General features: G+C 66.4%; 16 protein-coding genes. 4 read left to right on the top strand and 12 right to left on the bottom strand.

Annotated features, from left to right (window positions below):
• Positions 1-50 precede the first annotated feature (50 nt).
• Genes rsmA through FF090_RS17090 form a run of 3 tightly spaced genes read right to left on the bottom strand, consistent with a single transcriptional unit; the run spans position 51 to position 4,559 of the window.
• A complete protein-coding gene (gene rsmA, locus FF090_RS17100; protein WP_138857875.1) occupies positions 51-809 on the bottom strand; it encodes a 16S rRNA (adenine(1518)-N(6)/adenine(1519)-N(6))-dimethyltransferase RsmA in 759 nt (252 codons plus the stop codon).
• Positions 806-2,191, bottom strand: coding sequence for a peptidylprolyl isomerase (locus FF090_RS17095; protein ID WP_246071458.1), 1,386 nt, complete (start codon positions 2,189-2,191; stop codon positions 806-808). Before FF090_RS17095 ends, rsmA begins: the two co-directional genes overlap by 4 nt.
• A 7-nt stretch (positions 2,192-2,198) precedes the next feature.
• The gene (locus tag FF090_RS17090; RefSeq protein ID WP_138857874.1) at positions 2,199-4,559 is read right to left on the bottom strand and encodes an LPS-assembly protein LptD; all 2,361 of its coding nucleotides are present in this window, start codon (positions 4,557-4,559) and stop codon (positions 2,199-2,201) included.
• Positions 4,560-4,670: 111 nt separating this feature from the next.
• Between FF090_RS17090 and FF090_RS17085 the strand changes: the two genes are divergently transcribed.
• Complete coding sequence (locus tag FF090_RS17085; protein ID WP_138857873.1) at positions 4,671-5,708, top strand: aminoglycoside phosphotransferase family protein; 1,038 nt, start codon at positions 4,671-4,673, stop codon at positions 5,706-5,708.
• On the opposite strand, the gene FF090_RS17080 is transcribed toward FF090_RS17085, so the two are convergent.
• From FF090_RS17080 to FF090_RS17070, 3 genes are read right to left on the bottom strand one after another with little or no spacing between them, the layout of a single operon-like run.
• Complete coding sequence (locus tag FF090_RS17080; RefSeq protein WP_138857872.1) at positions 5,709-6,443, bottom strand: SDR family NAD(P)-dependent oxidoreductase; 735 nt, start codon at positions 6,441-6,443, stop codon at positions 5,709-5,711.
• 19 nt (positions 6,444-6,462) lie between these two features.
• Positions 6,463-7,923: a M20/M25/M40 family metallo-hydrolase gene (locus FF090_RS17075; RefSeq protein WP_375137388.1), complete on the bottom strand. Its 1,461-nt coding sequence runs from the start codon at positions 7,921-7,923 to the stop codon at positions 6,463-6,465.
• Positions 7,924-7,928: 5 nt separating this feature from the next.
• The gene (locus tag FF090_RS17070) at positions 7,929-8,741 is read right to left on the bottom strand and encodes an alpha/beta hydrolase (protein ID WP_175423699.1); all 813 of its coding nucleotides are present in this window, start codon (positions 8,739-8,741) and stop codon (positions 7,929-7,931) included.
• A gap of 151 nt (positions 8,742-8,892) precedes the next feature.
• Here FF090_RS17070 and FF090_RS17065 point away from each other — a divergent pair, with 151 nt between their 5' ends.
• Together FF090_RS17065 and FF090_RS17060 are read left to right on the top strand one after the other, a co-directional pair.
• Complete coding sequence (locus FF090_RS17065) at positions 8,893-9,747, top strand: hypothetical protein (protein WP_138857869.1); 855 nt, start codon at positions 8,893-8,895, stop codon at positions 9,745-9,747.
• Positions 9,748-9,880: 133 nt separating this feature from the next.
• Positions 9,881-10,291, top strand: a complete 411-nt coding sequence (locus FF090_RS17060; RefSeq protein ID WP_138857868.1) for a hypothetical protein — start codon at positions 9,881-9,883, stop codon at positions 10,289-10,291.
• A 116-nt stretch (positions 10,292-10,407) separates the two neighbouring features.
• Here the strand turns inward: FF090_RS17060 and FF090_RS17055 are convergent, their stop codons facing one another.
• From FF090_RS17055 to sppA, 4 genes are all read right to left on the bottom strand, one after another.
• Positions 10,408-10,779: a VOC family protein gene (locus FF090_RS17055; protein WP_138857867.1), complete on the bottom strand. Its 372-nt coding sequence runs from the start codon at positions 10,777-10,779 to the stop codon at positions 10,408-10,410.
• Positions 10,780-10,789: 10 nt separating this feature from the next.
• Positions 10,790-11,356: a methionine biosynthesis protein MetW gene (metW, locus tag FF090_RS17050; protein WP_138857866.1), complete on the bottom strand. Its 567-nt coding sequence runs from the start codon at positions 11,354-11,356 to the stop codon at positions 10,790-10,792.
• Positions 11,353-12,477, bottom strand: a complete 1,125-nt coding sequence (gene metX, locus FF090_RS17045; protein WP_138857865.1) for a homoserine O-succinyltransferase MetX — start codon at positions 12,475-12,477, stop codon at positions 11,353-11,355. The genes metW and metX overlap by 4 nt, the downstream gene beginning before the upstream one ends.
• Before the next feature lie 152 nt (positions 12,478-12,629).
• Positions 12,630-14,507 (bottom strand): signal peptide peptidase SppA, encoded by a 1,878-nt coding sequence (sppA, locus tag FF090_RS17040; protein ID WP_138857864.1) that lies wholly within the window; start codon positions 14,505-14,507, stop codon positions 12,630-12,632.
• A 372-nt stretch (positions 14,508-14,879) separates the two neighbouring features.
• Between sppA and FF090_RS17035 the strand changes: the two genes are divergently transcribed.
• On the top strand, positions 14,880-16,541 hold the full coding sequence (locus FF090_RS17035; protein WP_138857863.1) for an FMN-binding glutamate synthase family protein: 1,662 nt from the start codon (positions 14,880-14,882) through the stop codon (positions 16,539-16,541).
• Here FF090_RS17035 and FF090_RS17030 read toward each other — a convergent pair whose 3' ends face one another.
• On the bottom strand, positions 16,542-17,036 hold the full coding sequence (locus FF090_RS17030; RefSeq protein ID WP_138857862.1) for a hypothetical protein: 495 nt from the start codon (positions 17,034-17,036) through the stop codon (positions 16,542-16,544).
• Positions 17,037-17,666 carry a glutathione S-transferase family protein gene (locus FF090_RS17025; protein ID WP_138858439.1) on the bottom strand — a complete coding sequence of 210 codons (630 nt, stop codon included), beginning with the start codon at positions 17,664-17,666 and terminating at the stop codon, positions 17,037-17,039. It abuts the gene before it with no gap.
• Positions 17,667-17,799: the final 133 nt, after the last annotated feature.

Raw genomic sequence — 17,799 nt, 5'->3', positions numbered from 1 at the left:
CTGATCGACCTCGGTCTCAGCAAATGAAAAGGCGCCTGCGGGCGCCTTATCTATTTCTGCAGCGCCTGGGCCAGCGCGATGAACTCCGCCACCGGCACCTCTTCGGCGCGTCGCTGCAAGTCAAACGTGCCGTCGAATTGGCGGGCTTCCAGCCAGCGGCCCAGGCTGTGGCGCAGAAGCTTGCGGCGCTGTGAAAAGGCCGAGGCCACCAGTTCTTCCAGCAGTGCGGGATCCAGTGCGGCCGGCTTGGTCCAGGGCGTCATCCGCACGATGGCGGACATCACGCGCGGGGGCGGGTCGAAGGACTCGGGTGGCACATCAAACAGGGCTTCGATGTCGTAGCGCCACTGAAGCATCACCGTCAGACGCCCATAGTCCTTGGTGCCAGGGCCGGCGGCCATGCGGTCCACCACTTCCTTTTGCAGCATGAAGTGCTGGTCCACCACGCGGTCGGCGAAGGGCAGCAGGTGGAAGAGGATGGGCGACGAGATGTTGTAGGGCAGATTGCCCACCACGCGCAGCGGCGTGGGCAGCTGGCTGGCGAAGTCCACCTTCAGCACATCGCTCTCGATCACGGTGAGCTGCGGATGCTTGCGCAGCCGCGCAGCCAGGTCGCGGTCCAGCTCGATGACGGTCAGATGCCCCAGGCGTTCGACCAGGGGCTGGGTCATGGCGGCCAGACCGGGGCCGATCTCGACCATGGCCTCGCCTGGGCGCGGATCGATGGCGCGGACGATCGAATCGATCACCCCGCCATCGGTCAGGAAGTTCTGACCGAACCGCTTTCGCGCTTGATGGGGTGCGCTCATCCGTTGTCACGCACCTCGATGAAGGCGCGGGCACGCAGGTCCTTGACCCACTCGCGGTACGCCTCTTCGAACTTGCGTTCACGGATCTGGCCGCGAGCCTGCTCGCGCAAAGCTTTGGGCTCGACTTCTTTGGTGCGACGCTCCAGCACCTGGATCAGGTGGAAGCCAAAGCGCGAGGCCACGGGGCCGGACACGGCGCCCGGGGCCAGCTTGCCCATGGCTTCGTCAAACTCGGGCACGAACATGCCCGGTGCCGCCCAGCCCAGGTCGCCACCCTGGGGGGCGCTGCCGTCTTCCGAGTGCTGGCGGGCTAGGTCTTCGAATTTGGCCTGGCCGGACTCGACGGCGCGCTTGAACTCCAGCAGTCGGGCCGCAGCCGTCTCGGGGTTCAGCTGCTCGGACGCGCGCAGCAGGATGTGGCGGGCGCGGGTCTCGGTAATCAGGTTGGCCGGCGCTGGGGCTTGGCGATCGATCACCTTCAGCAGGTGGTAGCCCGCCTCCGAGATCACCAGCGCGGGCGTCCATTGGCCGGCTGCCAGGCCTTGGATGGACTGCGCGAACACATCGGGCAGGCGGTCGGCCGGGCGCATACCAATCACGCCGCCTTGGGCGCGATTGGCGTCTTCGCTGACCTCGCGCGCCACCTTCAGAAAATCTTCGCCTGCGCGCACACGGGCCAGGGCGGCCTCGGCACGTTGGCGGCGCAGTTCACGCTCTTCGCTGGTCGCGCCGGCCGGCACGGTAATCAGGATCTGAGCCAGATTGACCGGCGCGTTATGGGTGCGCGCGGCCTCCTGGTCGGCCATATGGCGCTCGATCTCGCCGTCGGTGACGCGGATGCGGCCAGTCACTTCGCGCTCGCGCACGCGTTCGATCAGCATCTGGTCGCGCAGGTTCTCGCGGAAGCGCTTGAAGTCGACGCCGTCGGCCTTCAGTCGTTCCTTCAGCTGATCCAGGGTCATGCGGTTCTGTGCCGCCACATTGCCGACCACCCGATCCAGCTCGCCCTCATCGACCCGCGCGCCTGACTCGCGCGCATAGGTGACCAGCACGCGGTCTTCGATCAGCGCCTCCTGGGCCTGCTCCTTGGCGCTGGCGATGTCAGGCGGCGATTCATTGCGGCGCGCGGCCTCCTGGCGTGCCTGCTCGGCGCGCACGGCAATCTCGCCGGCGGTCACCACATCCTGGTTCACCACCACCGCGATGTGGTCGCCGGGCTGGCGTCGCGCGCGGGCGGCCGCGTCCTCCGCTGCCGCCGCTGCGGGCGTGGGGCCGGCGCGGCTGTCCAGCGCGGGTTTGGCATTGGCGGGTTGGGCCTGGGCGCCGGCCGAAAGGGCCAGCGTCATCGCGACCACGAGGGCGCGCAAAGAAAACTCGGTCATGGGGGAGTCAGGGGCCGGAGTCGCTGGCCAGGGGGCGGTAACCAGGCACATTGTCCCTCAGGACTTTCAGTGCGTTGGAGCCCAGCCTGGACAGTCCCACCAGCTCAAGTTGCAACATCAATCGGGTGTTGGCCTCGGTCAGGCCGGTGGAGAGGCGCTCGACGCCCATGCGCAGCACCCAGCATCCGGCGTCGTACTCCAGACCTACCAGGGAATCGGTGACGCGGCTCTCGCGCAGGCTGTACTGCACGCGTCCGGCGCCGTACCAGCGGCCCTGGCAACTGTTGCTTCCGCCGCTGCCCGAGCTCTTGCCCCAAAGTGGCCACTGCCAGGCCAGATCGAGCTGTTCGCTCTGATTGCGCGCCAAGCGGTAGGCCAGGCTGACGGTGCGGAAGGGGCCGGGCTGGTAGCGTGCGCGCAGCACCGTACGCACGCTATGTCTTTGCTCGGGGTCGTACCTAAGGGCGGCGTCGGCCCACCAGGGGGTGCTGAGGTGGGCGGCTGCGGTCAGCAAGAGGTCGGAGAGGCGCCGGCTCTCGCTGCCTGGGACGGTGCTGCTCTCGCTGCCCGGGACGGCGCTGACGCGCTGGGGGCGGAACTGGTAGCGCTGCACCAGACCCACACGCAGGCGTTCGTCGCCGTCCTGCGGGTCCAGCCAGCGGCTGACGGCTCCAAAGCTGAGTTGCTGTGCATCGGCCACGCGATCGATGCCGGTGTACTCGCCTTCGGCGTAGATCGAGTCCGCGTTGAAGTCGCGCACCCTGGCGTCAAAGTTCGGCAGGTGATCTTGTGCCCGATAGGGCGTGTGCACATAGAGCAGGCGGGGCTCCAGGCTTTGCAGCATGGGGCGGCCAAAGAGCAGGGTGTCGCGTTCAAAAACCGCGCCGCTGTCGACCGAGAAGCTGGGCACTAGGCGCTGGGCACGCACGCGGCCGTCGCTCAGCGGCTGGTTGAGGCGGTAGTGCGCTGCGTTGGCGCGCAGGCGCGGCGTGACCCACCAAGCGTTGTCGCCCACCGGCAGGCTCAACTCGCCCAGCGCGTGCACGCGCTCCCCACCGCTCAATTGGTCGCGAAATTGGAATTGGCTGCGCAAATGGCCGGGCAGGGCGGCGCGCGGCAGGGTGAAGCGGTTGTATTCCAGCTCCAGTGCACCCTCCAGGCGGGGCTTGCGGCGCGAGGGGAGGAAGCCGGAGAGCAGCCCGAGATCTGCATCGCTGCGCAGTCGCAGGCCCAGTTGCGGCTCACGCTGGTAGGGCGACTCCTGGATTTGATCGCTTGAGGTCGCAGACTGCAGCACCTGCCAGTTCTGTACCCGGCCGTAGGCCAGCCAGTGCGCCCCCAACCAATTGAACTCACGCTCTGCCTGCACGTCCCTGGCCAGCAGGCGCGGTGTCTGGCTGCTGATGCGGCGGCGCAGATCCTTCCAGTAATCGTGGTCGCTGACCGACTCCAGATCGGCGCGCAGCTTCATGGCCTGCCAGGGTTCGCCGCGCAGGGTCAGGTGGCTGGCCCAGCGGCTGTCGCCGTGCACACGGTCATTGGGCAGTAGGCTGGCATTGAGCTCACCGCCCCAATGCCGGGTCAGCCAGCGGAACTCGCCATCCGCGCCGAAGCCGCGCTTTGTCATCAGGAAGGGCGTGAGCGTGGCGTCGCGATTCGGGGCCAGATCGAAGTAATAGGGCTGTGCCCACTCGAAGCCGCTGCGGCTGTCTGCGCCCACATGCGGCGGCAGCCAGCCGGACTTGCGCTGATCGCCCAGCGGGAACGACATGCGCGGTGCAGCCAGGATGGGCGTGCCCAGGAAGTGCAGTACCGCGCCGTCGGCCACGCCCTCGTTGCGCGCCAGGTCCAGGTCCAGGCTGCGGGTGCGCAGCTCCCAGTCGGGGCGGGCGTCGCCCTCACGGGGGCAGCTCGAATAACTGGCTTCCTGGGCCTTGATGCGCTTGTCGCCCATGAAGTCCAGGCGCTCGGCCTTGCCGCTGCCGCCGGTTTGGGCAATGCGGTAGCTCGGGTCCAACAGTTCACCGACAAAGGCGTCGAGCTGCAGCCTTAGCGAGTGGCCGGTGGCCTGGTTGCCCAGATGCTCCAGGCGCACCGGGCCGGCCGCCTGCACCTCGTCGTGCAGCTGGTCGTAGCTCAGCGAGGGCGCACGCAGCAGGGTATCGCCGCGGCGCAGCTCCACATCGCCCTCGGCCACCAGGTTCTGCCGCAGCTGCAGCTCCACACGCTCGGCGCGCAACACCAGGGCGGTCTGGCCTTCGCCGCGCGGGCTCAGGGTCTTGATGCTGCGCAGGGTCTGCGCCTGGGCGGCCGCGGCCAGCAGGGCGCAAATCAGCAGGGAGGGGGCAAAAGGAGGGCGACGCAGCACAGTGTTCCGGGGCGCGGAAGGTGCGCGCGCGAGGGAGGTGGGACGGGTTTCTAGAATTGATTATCTCCAGTGCCTCAGGGTGGCCGCTCGCGCCGCCCGCAATCCTTCCCTATGACCCCCAATGACTGGTTTGCGCCTGCGCGCGAGACCGAACTGCGTGCCTGGGCCGCCGGCCTGCCGCAAGGCCTGGACTTGGCCAGCTTGCATATCGCGGCTGCCGACGCTAGCCCGCGCCGCTATTGGCGCGCTTCGAGCGCACAGGGTTCGTTCATCGTGATGGACGCGCCGCCGGCGCACAACGATCTGCGCCCCTTCCTGGATGTCCAGGCCCGTCTGCTGCAGGCCGGCCTGCGGGCGCCGCATTGCTTGGCGCAGGATCTGACCCGGGGCTTTTTGCTGCTCACCGATCTCGGGCAAGAGACTTATCTGCGCACGCTGCAGACAGCCGATGCGACCCACTGCGACACCCTGATGCGCGCGGCGGTGAGCAGCCTGGTGCAGATGCAGGCGCAAGGGGCCGCGCAGGGCCTGCCGGCCTATGACGAGGCGCTGATCCGGCGCGAGTTGCAGCTCTTCCCTGACTGGTGCGTGCAGCGTGAGTTCGGTCAGCAATGGGACGCCGCCCAGACACGCGCCTGGGACGGCGTGTGCGCCGCACTGGTGCCGGTGTTTGCCGCCCAGCCCCAGGTGCTGGTGCACCGCGACTACATGCAGCGCAATCTGATGCTGCCCCTGGTGAGCGGGCAACCCGGCGTGTTGGACTTCCAGGACGCGGTGTGCGGCCCGGCGGGCTATGACATCGCCTCGCTGCTGCGCGACGCCTTTCACAGCTGGGAAGAGGAGCAGGAGCTGGACTGGGCCGTGCGCTACTGGGAGCAGGCGCGCAAGGCCGGGGTGGTGTGGGACGGTGACTTCGGTGAGTGCTGGCGCGCCATCGAGTGGACCGCGCTGCAGCGCCATTTGAAGGTACTGGGCATCTTCTGCCGCCTCAAGCACCGCGATGGCAAGACGCATTACGCCGAGGACCTGCCGCGTTTCCTGGCCTATGCCACCAAAACGGCGCTGCGCTATCGCGAACTCAAGCCCCTGGTGCCGCTGCTGGAGGCCCTGCGACCGGGCCTGACCAGCGACGGCTTCACGCTGCGCTGATCAGGCCTCGCGCACGTCCGCCACGGCTTCAGCGCCGAAGTCGGGTCGGTTGAGGAAGCGCAGCACCTTGGCGGCCGCGTCTTCGGGGCTGTCCAGCGCACCCTCGGCCTTGAAAGCGGCAAAGCGCGGCTGGTCTGGAAACTGGGCCGGGTCGGCGCCGCGCAGTTGCACCTGCATATCGGTGTCGATGATGCCGGGCGCCAGCGAGACGATGCGCGCGGGGCGGGGCTGCTGCGCCTCGTCCAGGGCCATGGCGCGGCTCAGATGGTCCATGCCGGCCTTGGCCGCGCAATAGGGCGCGGCGGCGGCCATGGCGCGCCGACCCAGGCCGGACGAGATGTTCAGGATCTTGCGCTCGGCCCGCCAGCTGCGCGTGCCGTTCAAGAAAGCGGCCGACAGCAGCAGGGTCGCTTCCAGCCCGACGCGCAGCGCGCCGGACAACTGCGCCAGCGGCACCGCAGTGATGGGGCCCGGCTCGGTCACCACGCCCGCGTTGTTGATCAGCACCACTTCGTCAAAGCGCTCGGCGTGCATGCCGGAAAGCCACTGCTGCAGGCGCTGAGCCACGGGCAGCGGATCAGCCAGATCGGCGGTCCAGGATTCCTCGCCGGCTCGCGCCAGGGCTAGGTTGTGGTGCCGGGCCATGCCCAGCACCTGGTGCTGCGGCCCCAGCAGTTGCCGCACCAGGGCGGCGCCCAGCCCGCGCGAGGCGCCGGTGACGATGTAGAGCTTCAAGCGGCTCTCCTCACTGAAGTCAAGGATGTGCGGCAATCACCTGGGCGACCGTGGCCGTCAGGCGCTTGGCGTAGTCCACATGCAGGAATTCGTTCGGGCCATGGGCATTGCTCTTGGGGCCCAGCACGCCGCAGACCATCATCTGCGCGGCCGGGAAGCCCTGCTGCAGCAAGTTCATCAATGGGATGGTGCCGCCCTGGCCCACAAAGCCCACCGGGCGGCCGAACTGGCTGCGGCTGGCGCTGTCCAGCGCGCCCAGCAGCCAGGGCTGCAGATCGGGCGTGTTCCAGCCAGTGGCGCCATAGGCCCCCATGCGGCCATCGGGCTCGAAGGTGACGCGTGCGTTGTAGGGCGCGTTGTCTTCCAGCAGCGCCTTCAGCTTGAGCGCGGCAGCATTGCCGTCCACCAGCGGGGGCAGGCGCAGGCTCAGCTTGAACGAGGTGTAGGGGCGCAGCACATTGCCGGCATTGGCCAGGGGCGGCATGCCGTCCACGCCGGTGACCGAGAGCGTGGGCTTCCAGGTGCCGTTGATCAGCACCTGGGCCGGGTCCTCGCTCATGGGCAGCACGGCGCCGCCGTCGGCCCCGCAGGCCCAGGGCAGGCGCTTGTAGACGGCATCGCCCAGCACGGCGGCGGTCTCACGTGCCTGCTGCACGCGGATCTCCGGGATCGGGCAATGGAAATCCTCGGGCAGCAGGGCGCCGGTCTTGGCGTCCTCCAGCCGGTCCAGCAGCTGCCGCATGATGCGGAAGCTTGATGGCACGATGCCCGAGGCGTCGCCGCTGTGCACGCCCTCGGCCAGCACCTCCACCTTGAGCGAGCCGGTGACGTTGCCGCGAAGGCTGGTCGTCAGCCAGAGCTGCTCGTAGTCGCCGGCGCCGCTGTCCAGGCAGACCACCAGGCTCACATTGCCGAAGCGCGGCTTGAGCAACTCGATATAAGGCGGCAGGTCGAAGCTGCCGCTTTCTTCGCAGGTCTCGATCAGGCCCACGCAGCGCGGGCGCGCAATGCCTTGCTCGTCCAGCGCGATGAGTGCGGTCAGGCTGGCGTAGATGGCATAGCCGTCATCGGCGCCTCCGCGGCCATAGAGCTTGCCGTCCAGCAGCTTGGGCGTCCAGGGGCCGAGGTCGTTGCGCCAACCGCTGAACTCGGGCTGTTTGTCCAAGTGGCCGTAGAGCAGCACGGTGTCGGTGCTGCCGGCCTTGGTGGCGGGCAACTCGAACAGGATGACGGGCGTGCGGCCGGGGGCGCGAATCACCTCCAGCTTCAGGCCGTGCAGCACATTGCCCTGTCGCTCCACCCAGGCCGCCGCATCGCGCACCACGCGTTCGATGTGGCCGTTGTCGGCCCAGGCGGTGTCGAACATCGGGCTCTTGGCCGGGATGGCGATGTAGTCGTGCAGCGCGGGCAGGATGTGGGCATCCCAAATGCGGTTGCAGGTCTGGGCCAGGGTGTCGGGGTTCAGGGTGGGCGGGGTCATGGGGTTCATCCGGCAAAGCGCGCATCGAGCGCGGCACGCAGCACGGCCAGCACCTGGTCGCGCTCGGGTTCGTTGAAGATTTCGTGGGCCAGGCCGGCGAAGCACTGCCGCTGCACCACGGCAGGCGAAGCCGCAGCGGCGAATGCGGCGCTGCCTCCGGGCGAGACACAGCGATCTGCACCGGCCCAGAGCAGCAAGGTGGGCACGACCCAGCGACCGGCGTCGGCAATCACCTCCGCGCCGCCGTCGGCCACCATCGCGGCCACGGTGGCGGTCACACGATCGTGCACCAACGGGTCGGCCACATAGGCCTGCACCACGGCAGGGTCGCGACTGACCCACTCGGGCTTGAGCCCGTTGCTGACAGCCAGATGCGGAAAGAAGCGGCGCGCGACCGCCAGCAAGGCCTTCTGGCCGCCATTCATGCCAGGGTCCAGCGCGGGCGAGCTGAGCACCAGAAAGTCGGGTTGCCGGCCAAAGGCCTCGCCGCGCAGAGCGCCGGCCACGGTGCGGCTGGCGATCAAGCCGCCCAGGCTATGGCCCAGCAGCACCAGAGGCTGGCCGGGGCAGTGCGTGCGTACGGCGTCGATCTGCACGGCGCACTGCTCCAGCAAGGCATGTGAATGCGCGGCATCACCGCGCGCACCGCCGGCCTGGCCATGGCCGGAAAGGTCAAAGCGCCAGGCGCCATAACCCCAGGCATTCAGATCGCGCACCACGGCGTCGTAGCGGCCCTGGTGTTCGCCCAGGCCGTGGACGATCAGGATCTGGGCCTTTTCGGGTCCGGCGGCGGGGGAGTGGATGAGGGCGGCGGGCATGGCGCGGCAGTCTAGGGCCTGTGGCATGAGGCGGCCCCCAAATCGCAGCCGGCTCTTTTGGGGTTTCTGCGGAATGGGAATTTACTAGTTCTCCGAATCTAGGCCTGAAGCATGATATGGCCCATATCAAAAGCGTTGCCTAGGGAGGCATATGAAGCGCGCAATCTGGCACCCTGCCAGCATGGGTATAGCCGCCCTTATCGGATTGATCGCCGCAGGTTTCCTGATGTGGCGTCCAGCGGTCGAGCCGGCGAATGAGCGGCGGGTTCTCTTGCCATCGGCCGATCAGTCGGTAAGGCAATCTTCGCCGTCGGTGGCTGCTGCGGCGACTCAGATCAAGCCATTGGAGCGCTCTAGTCCGGTGGCCCGCCCGGAAAGCCGGCGGGAGCAGGTCGAGCGCTTGATTGCATCCTCCAATCCAGCCGATCGTTTTGCGGGCTACAAAATCATTGACGGATGCGTGGATGCGCAGCGCAATTTCCCCAAGTTGGCCTTGGATTTTCCGGCCCAGGCGGCCCAGCTCCACTCGGAAATCAATCTCCACTGCGATGGGTTGACGGCGCCGTTGCTGGCGATGCGCAAGAAACTGATTGAGGAGCTTGCGGATGCTGGTTATCCAGGGGCGGCTTCGAAATTTATTGGTGTGACGCCGGGTGATGTGCCTCTGGATGAGGTCAGACGCTCGGGAAGCTACCCTGCTTGGATGAGCAAGGTGGATCGGCTGTTGCGAAGCTCGGCGCAGGCGCTTGATTCGGAGGCAGTTGATTCAGCGTCAGAATGGTTCAACCACCGGCCGGGATACGAGTTCGATGGACTCATGTATCGAGTGGCTCAGCTGAACATGGGGAATGCCGGGAGCTTTCTTAGCCCTGCGCATAAAGAGGCCATGGTCGAAGAGGCCATCTCTCATTACGGAAAGTCGCTGTCGCCGGATCGGATGGAGGCGGCTATAAGTGCGGGCCAAAAGTTGGCCCGGTCCATCGTGGAGTCAAAAAAGGGAGAGTGATATGGGGTTTCTTGTCAGATTGATTGCCTTGCTTTCGCTTGCAATTGCTTAGTCGTCTGTGCTGGCGGCGGCACTCGGTGGTTTGTATTGCCCCGGTTGCCTGATTCCGAAAAGTGGGATCACTCCGGCGCAAATGAGTGCCGCAGTCGAGTTTGCCAATAAAAATTTTCCGAAGTCATTCGTCGCAAACGAAAATGACGTGTTTGATGTTTGCAACGGCACGAATTGCTTTCAGGTTCGGAGGATCGAAGGCTCATGGAGAAGTTCGCGTGGTTCGCTAGGAGTGTCGACTGATAGCTATAAGTCCAATAACAAGAATTACATCAATCTCTCGGTGCAGGGTGCTAGTGCCTGGGTGGATGCTCCAGCGCACTTCAATGGGTCAAATTACTTGGTTGTGGTGAATGGGCATTGGGATTCAAAACTCTGGTCTTACAACGGGGTGCCGTATCAAATAACCGATGTATGGGTTGTTGATTCGGTGGAATTTGTTTATGTGGGAGGTGGTGATCCTTATTTGGATAAGCCGCCAAACACCAATTGAGTGCTGATGTTTTGATTTGAGCCAATCGGCGTCCTCCACTTGGGCCAGCCAACCTGAGAAATGGCTGACCCCAAGTGCGTACAGATTTTGAGGACGGGTACCGAAAGTGGGGCGGCTTACTGCCCGACACAAAACACATTGAGCTTGTTGCCATCCAGGTCGCGGAAGTAGCCGGCGTAGAAGCCGTCGCCGCGGTAGCCCACCGCCCCTTCGTCCTTGCCGCCCAGCGCGAGCGCTTTTGCGTGCACGGCGTCCACCTTGTCTTTGCTGTTAACCACCAAGGCCACCATCACGCCATTGCCCACGCTGGCGGGCTGGCCGTCAAAGGGCGTCATCACGCCAAAACCGGGCTTGTCCATGCCAGTGCCCCAGGCATAGCCGCGACCGAAGTCCATGATGCGTTTGATGTCCAGCACGGCGAACAGCTCATCGTAGAAGGCGGCGGCGCGCGGCAGGTCGTTGGTGCCGAGGGTGGTGTAGCCAATCATGGGTGCTCCTTCAGGCGCGTTGAATCTTGTAGACAGAGATCGGGCAGCGCCAGTTGGCGCCCCAGTCGATGCGACGCTCATTGTGCAGACCAAAGCACTCCAGCACCTTGATGCTCAAGCGCTCGCACAGCAGCGCGAAGTCGGCGTGCGTGCCGACGCGGATATTGGGCGTGTCGTACCACTGATAGGGCAGGGTGCGGGTCACCGGCATGCGGCCCCCCAGCACCTGCAAGCGGTTGGGCCAGTGCGCGAAGTTGGGGAAGCTCACCACCCCGACCTTGCCCACGCGCACGGTCTCGCGCAGCATGGCCTCGATCTGCCGCACTTGTTGCAGAGTCTGCAGCTGCAGCACCACGTCAAAGCTCTGGTCCTGGAACATGGACAGGCCTTTTTCAAGGTCCAGTTGCAGCACATTCACACCACGCTCGGCGCAGGCCAGCAGCTTGTGGTCATCCAGCTCGATGCCGTAGCCGCTGCAGCCCTTGCTGTGTTGCAAGGCGGCCAGCAGCTCGCCGCTGCCGCAGCCCAGGTCCAGAACGCGGCTGCCCTGGGGCACCAGGTCGATGATGGGCTTCATGCCGCGAGCTCCTGGGCAATCTGGTTGAATCGATGGCGCATCAGCTGGTGGTAGCGCGGGTCGTCGAGCAGGAAGGCGTCGTGACCATGCGGGGCATCGATCTCGGCGTAGCTGACGTCCAACTGGTTGTCGAGCAGGGCCTGGACGATCTCGCGCGAGCGCGCCGGCGAGAAGCGCCAGTCGGTGCTGAAGCTCGCCACCAGGAACTTGCAGCGCGCCCGTGTAAAGGCCTGGCGCAGGCTGCCGAACTCGGCGGCGGGATCAAAGTAGTCCAGCGCGCGCTGGATCAATAGATAGCTGTTGGCGTCGAAGTAGCCGGCGAATTTGTCGCCCTGGTGGCGCAGATAGCTCTCGACCTGGAACTCCACCTCTTGGGTGGAGAACAAGGGCAGCTCCTGGCGCCGTTCGCGCCCGAACTTGGCGTCCATTGCGTCGTCGCTCAGGTAGGTGATGTGGCCCAGCATGCGTGCCACCTTGAGCCCGCGCGCAGGCAGCACGCCGTGTTCGTAGAAGTGGCCGCCGTGGAAGTCGGGGTCGGTCACGATGGCGCGCCGCGCCACCTCGTTGAAGGCCAGGTTCTGGGCCGACAGGCAGGGTGCCGTGGCAATGGCCAGGCAGTGATGCAGGCGCTCGGGGTGGCGCAGACTCCAGCTCAGCGCCTGCATGCCGCCCAAGGACCCACCCAACACCGCCGCCAGCTTGTTGATGCCGAAGTGATCGACGACGCGCGCTTGGGCATCGACCCAGTCTTCCACCGTCACGACGGGGAAGTCGGCACCCCAGGCACGGCCGGTGGCCGGGTTGCTGTGCATCGGCCCGGTGGAGCCGAAGCAGGAGCCCAGGTTGTTGACGCCGATGACGAAGAAGCGGTCGGTGTCCAGCGGCTTGCCCGGGCCGATCAGGTTGTCCCACCAGCCCAACTGACCCTGCTCGTCCAGCCCGGCCAGGTGATGGCTGGCGTTCAGGGCATGGCAGACCAGCACGGCATTCGTGCGCGCGGCATTGAGCTCGCCGTAGGTCTCCACCATCACCTGGTAGGGGCCGAAGGCTTGTCCGCTGCGCAAGGGCAGCGGGGTGTCGAAGGGCAGGCTTTGGGGGCGGCCTAGCCGTGCTTGACTCATGTCCCACTCCAGAAAAACAAAACCGGCGCCACTTGAGAAAGCGGACGCCGGTCTCGGAGTCCCTCTTTAGCGGCATTTATTGAGCGCCCGCAATCCGGATCAAATCGGCGCTTTAAGGGCGGCAGTTTAACGGCCGCCCCGAGGTCAGGCGATCAGGGCGCCGTGCACAGGCAGTGCACATGCACGCTGCCGGGCAGCTTGGCCTGGCCGGGTTTGGCTTGCTGGGCCAGGCTCAGCCACTGCAGCTCGGCGGCGGTTTCGCGCACGGCGGCGGGCAGCTCCGGCAGGCCGAGTTGACCCACCACGGCCTGGCGCCAGTCGGCCAGCACGCGGGCATCGGCAAAGCTTTCCAACAGCTTGACGAAATGACCGCGATCCTTCTCGATGTACTCAAGCTTGGGCTCGCCCTCCAGCTTGGCCCGCTTGGCGGCCTCGGCCACGGCATCGCTCAAGCTACCCAAGCGGTCGATCAGTCCGTGTTGCAGGGCTTGCTGGCCGGTCCACACGCGGCCCTGGGCCACGGCGTCGATCTGCTCGGGGGTCTTCTTGCGCGCGGCAGCGGTCTTGCCGATGAAGTCCAGGTAGATGCGGTCGATGCCGGCCTGCACGGCCTGCGCCACGCGCGGGTCCAGCGGGCGGCGCGGGTCGCCGGCGCCCACCAACCAGCTGGTGGTCACGCCGCCGGTGTGCACGGGAATCTTTTCCAGCAGCTTGTCGGCCGTGGGCAGCATGCCGAACACACCGATCGAACCGGTGATGGTGCTGGGGTCGGCAATCACTTGGTCGGCGCTCATGCTGACCCAGTAGCCCCCCGAGGCGGCCACATCCCCCATCGAAACGACCACCGGCTTGCCGGCCTTGCGGGCCAGTTCGAGCTCGCGGCGGATGAGGTCGCTGGCGAAGGCCGAGCCGCCGGGCGAGTTGACGCGCAGCACCAGGGCGGCGACGTCCTTGTTCTCGCGCGCCTGGCGCAGCAGGGCGGCGGTGGAGTCTCCGCCCACCGAGCCGGGGGCGGCGCTGCCGTCGACGATGCTGCCCTCGGCCACCACCACGGCGACGCGCTGACCCATCACCGGCGCCACCTTGGCATGGGCCAGATAGGCGCCGTACTCCACGCGCCGGAAGCTGTTGCCCTCTTTGTCCTTGGCGCCGCGCTCCATCAGCAGGGCGCGCACTTCGTCGCGGTTCTTGATGCCGTCCACCAGCTTGGCCTCGAGCGCCAGGCGGGCGGTGTCGCCCTTGAGCTCGGTCATGCGGTCGGCCAGGGTGTCGATGTAGCGCTGGATGGCGCCGGCTTCCAGCTTGCGCGCGCCTTCAACGCCTGCGCTGTAGCGCGCCCACAGATCGCTATAGAGCTCGCCCTCGCTCTCCTTGGTGGCCTCCGAGGGGCCATTGGTGAAGTAGGGCTCGCCAAAGTTCTTGTACTTGCCGGCGCGCAGCACATTGGCGCTGACGCCGAGCTTGTCGAACAGGTCCTTGTAGTAATTGCGGTAGCGGCCGAAGCCCTCGATCAGCACGGTGCCCATCGGGTGCAGATAGATCTCGTCGGCACCGGCCGCGAGCTGGTAACTGCGCTGGTCAAAGCCATCGCCATAGGCGATCACCTTCTTGCCGCTCTTCTTGAACTCAGCCAAGGCGGCAGTGAGTTCGCGCAGGCCGGCCTGACCGCCGCCGGCAAAACCGTTCAGGTCCAGCAGCAACTGGCTGATCTTGGCGTCCTGGGCGGCGTGTTTGAGCACGCGCTGTACATCGCGCAGCTGCACCTGCTCGGTCTGGTTGCCCTGCACGGCGCCCATCAACTGGTCGCGCGGGCTGCCACTGAACTGCTCGACCAGGCGGCCCTGCAGATTCAGCACCAGGGTGGTCTTGTCCTCCAGGGGCTGGGGGCCGCTGCGCACCAGGGCGCTGACGAGGGCCACGAGCAGCAGCAACCAAATCAGGTTGAAGACAAAGCGACGGCTGCTGTCCAGCCCGCCCCAGGTGCGGACAATGAAACGCCCGACGGGCGAGAGCACGGATTTGATGGACATGACTTCCCTTGAAAGAGGCGGGCGATTTTAGGAGGCTGTCGGGCGTGGGGATGGGCTCGCGTTGCCCCGGGAATGGGGCCGAGGCTAGGCGCAAAACGAAGCTGTGTTGGCACCCCAGCGAGGCTTTGCAACGACGTTTCGGCCCCATTCCCGGGGCAACCCGAGGGGCCGTGGCGCCCCAAGGGGGCACTCGTCGTTGCCGTCTCGTTGTGTGGGGCCGCCACACCGCCTCGCCGACGCCTAGATTGCCCCGTTGGGGCGCCACGGCGCGAGCCCATCCCCACGCCCGGTAGCCTCCCTAGAAGCCCCTAGTCGCCGTGACAAAAGACTTCCTTAGCATCCGCCGCACCTATCGCGCCCTTGGAGGCCTTGATGCTTCGTTGGCTGAATGCCTTGAACCAGCAGTTCCCTCTGCGCTATCTGGCCTGGCTGTGCTGCGGCTTTGGCCTGGCCTTCACGGCGTTGACCTGGCGCTACTCCGAACAGGGCAGCTGGCTGGTGCTGACCTTTGGCGTGCTGGTGCTGGTGGGCTTGCGCGACGTGTTGCAGAGCAAGCGTGCGGTGCTGCGCAACTACCCCGTGATCGGGCATCTGCGCTTCTTCCTCGAGTTCATCCGCCCCGAGATTCGCCAGTACTTTCTGGAAAGCGATAACGAGGCCGCGCCCTTCTCGCGTCAGCAGCGCTCGCTGGTCTACCAGCGCGCCAAGGGCGACCCCGACAAGCGGCCCTTCGGTACCCAGCTGGATGTGGGGGCGGCCGGCTTCGAGTGGATCAACCACTCCCTGGCGCCCAGCCATGTGGCCTCGGCGGACTTCCGCATCACGATTGGCGAGGAGCGTGCGCAGCCCTATTCGGCCTCGGTCTTCAACATCTCGGCCATGAGCTTTGGTGCCCTCTCAGCCAATGCCATCAAGGCCCTGAACCAGGGCGCGAAGAAGGGCGGCTTTGCCCACGACACCGGCGAGGGCTCGATCAGCGCCCATCACCGCGAACATGGCGGCGACCTGATCTGGGAGATCGGCTCGGGCTACTTCGGCTGTCGCAATGTCGATGGCAGCTTCAGTGCCGAGCGCTTCCAGGAGAACGCCCGCGACCCCCAGGTCAAGCTGATCGAAATCAAGCTCAGCCAAGGGGCCAAGCCCGGCCATGGTGGGGTGCTGCCGGGGGCCAAGGTCACGCCCGAGATCGCGGCGGCGCGCGGTGTGCAAGTGGGGGAGGACTGCGTGTCACCGGCTGCCCATTCGGCCTTCTCGACGCCGTTGGAGCTGATGCACTTCATCCAGAAGCTGCGCGATCTCTCGGGTGACAAGCCGGTGGGCTTCAAGCTCTGCATCGGCCACCCCTGGGAGTGGTTTGCGCTGTGCAAGGCCATGGTGCAGACGGGCATCGTGCCGGACTTCATCGTCGTGGATGGCGCCGAAGGCGGCACGGGCGCCGCGCCGCTGGAGTTCACCAACCATGTGGGTACGCCCCTGCAGGAGGGTCTGCTGCTGGTGCACAACACCCTGATGGGCTTGAACCTGCGCGACCGCGTGGCCATCGGCTGCGCGGGCAAGGTGACCTCGGCCTTTGACATTGCGCGCCTGCTGGCTCTGGGCGCCGACTGGTGCAACGCGGCACGCGGCTTCATGTTCGCGCTGGGCTGCATCCAGGCCCAGGCCTGCCACACCGGCCACTGCCCCACCGGCGTGACGACGCAGGACCCCTTGCGCCAGCGCGCGCTGGTGGTGGGCGACAAGGCCGAGCGTGTCTATCGCTTCCACCACAACACCCTGGAGGCACTCAAGGAGCTGGTGCAGGCCGCCGGCCTGCAGCACCCCAGCGACATCACCGCCGCGCACATCGTGCGCCGTGTCAGCCCGCAAGAGGTGCGGCTGCTGGCCAATCTGCTGCCCTTCCTGGCGCCGGGCTGCCTGCTGCACGGCGAACTGCCGCATGCGGTCTACCAAGCCTATTGGCACCTGGCCAGCGCAGAGAGCTTCGCGCCGCAGGGGCCGCTACCGGCGCTGCTGCATGGGCGGGCGCACGCCTGATCAAGCCTGGCAGAGGGCCAGGCAGGCGTCGGGCTGCCAGTGCTGTTGGGCATCCCAGCAATGCCCGCGCAGCCACAGTTGGCCGGCCACATTGCGCAGATAGAAACCTTTGGGGAAGTCGTCGTCGTTCGTCAGCGGCGTGCTGATGACGGTGATGGCGCCATAGGGTGCATGCCCCGGGCGCTCCGCCGTCGGCGCGGGTTCCTGATCCCGGATATGCAGGCGCAAAAGGGGGGCCAGATCGTGGGGACCGGGATAGAGGCCCCGTTGCGCGGCGCGTTCCAGTACCTCGACCATTCGCGCCCCGTGGAGCAGTCCGAGTTCGCCCACGCTGAGCACCTGAACGCTCAGTTCACGCGCGGGCGAAGACGGCTTGAACAGCGGGCTCGCCAGCAGGGTTTGGGCATAGGCATTGAGCTGCACGCCGGCGTGCTGCAAGGCCTGCTGCAGTTGTGCGGCCGTCAGGCCGCCAACCAGAAGGGTGTGGGAATGCACTCAGACCGCGGGCGCGGTCTCGGCGAAGCTTGCGCGCGCCGACAGCTTTTCCAGATGCCGGGCCAGATTGGGCTGCTGCTCGGCCCAGTTCATCTCGGGGAAGCGGAAGCTCAGCCAGCCCAGGCAGCAGCCGACGGCGATATCGGCCAGCGTGAAGTGATTGCTGGCGCACCAGGCCTTGTCGCCCAGGGCCTCGTTCATGGCCACCAGGCCGGCGTGCACCTTGCCCATCTGGCGTTCGACCCAGGCGGCGCTGCGCTGCTCGGGCGTGCGGCCACTCCAGGTGTTCTCCAGCCGCACCAGGATGGCGGCGTCCAGCACACCATCGGCCAGGGCTTCCCAAGTGCGCACCTCGGCGCGCTCGCGGCCCTTTTCAGGAATCAGCTTGCCCACGGGGGAGAGGGTGTCCAGGTACTCGACGATCACGCGCGAATCGAACATCGAGCCGGTGATCGAGTCCTGCCCGCCTTCCATGACCAGGGCCGGCACCTTGCCCAGCGGATTGATCTTGCTGATCTCGTCGCGCGCCCAGACGTCTTCGAGCACGAACTGGTAATCAAGCTTCTTCTCGGCCAACACGATGCGCACTTTGCGCACAAAGGGACTGGTGGTGGAGCCGATCAGCTTCATAGAGGGCATGGGGACTGCAAAAGCGGCGCGGGGCCAGTTCGGCGGATTCTATGCAGGGGGTCGTGGGCATCAGGCTCTAGACGCACCACTCAAGGGGGTGTGTGGTCGTTGCATCGGTGGTTCACGAAGGCGA

It is taken from the genome of Inhella inkyongensis (assembly GCF_005952805.1).
GTDB lineage: Bacteria > Pseudomonadota > Gammaproteobacteria > Burkholderiales > Burkholderiaceae_C > Inhella > Inhella inkyongensis.
The sequence above is the reverse complement of the archived record's forward strand: the minus strand, read 5'-3'. Positions and strand labels throughout refer to the sequence as shown.

Excerpts from the sequence above, each read along its gene's own strand:
- FF090_RS17060 (WP_138857868.1), top strand. The coding sequence starts at position 9,881 with ATGAGTGCCGCAGTCGAGTTTGCCAATAAAAATTTTCCGAAGTCATTC.
- FF090_RS17035 (WP_138857863.1), top strand. The coding sequence starts at position 14,880 with ATGCTTCGTTGGCTGAATGCCTTGAACCAGCAGTTCCCTCTGCGCTAT.
- FF090_RS17075 (WP_375137388.1), bottom strand. The coding sequence starts at position 7,923 with ATGACCCCGCCCACCCTGAACCCCGACACCCTGGCCCAGACCTGCAAC.
- FF090_RS17070 (WP_175423699.1), bottom strand. The coding sequence starts at position 8,741 with ATGCCCGCCGCCCTCATCCACTCCCCCGCCGCCGGACCCGAAAAGGCC.
- rsmA (WP_138857875.1), bottom strand. The coding sequence starts at position 809 with ATGAGCGCACCCCATCAAGCGCGAAAGCGGTTCGGTCAGAACTTCCTG.
- metX (WP_138857865.1), bottom strand. The coding sequence starts at position 12,477 with ATGAGTCAAGCACGGCTAGGCCGCCCCCAAAGCCTGCCCTTCGACACC.
- metW (WP_138857866.1), bottom strand. The coding sequence starts at position 11,356 with ATGAAGCCCATCATCGACCTGGTGCCCCAGGGCAGCCGCGTTCTGGAC.
- FF090_RS17065 (WP_138857869.1), top strand. The coding sequence starts at position 8,893 with ATGAAGCGCGCAATCTGGCACCCTGCCAGCATGGGTATAGCCGCCCTT.
- FF090_RS17025 (WP_138858439.1), bottom strand. The coding sequence starts at position 17,666 with ATGAAGCTGATCGGCTCCACCACCAGTCCCTTTGTGCGCAAAGTGCGC.
- FF090_RS17095 (WP_246071458.1), bottom strand. The coding sequence starts at position 2,191 with ATGACCGAGTTTTCTTTGCGCGCCCTCGTGGTCGCGATGACGCTGGCC.
- FF090_RS17055 (WP_138857867.1), bottom strand. The coding sequence starts at position 10,779 with ATGATTGGCTACACCACCCTCGGCACCAACGACCTGCCGCGCGCCGCC.
- FF090_RS17085 (WP_138857873.1), top strand. The coding sequence starts at position 4,671 with ATGACCCCCAATGACTGGTTTGCGCCTGCGCGCGAGACCGAACTGCGT.
- sppA (WP_138857864.1), bottom strand. The coding sequence starts at position 14,507 with ATGTCCATCAAATCCGTGCTCTCGCCCGTCGGGCGTTTCATTGTCCGC.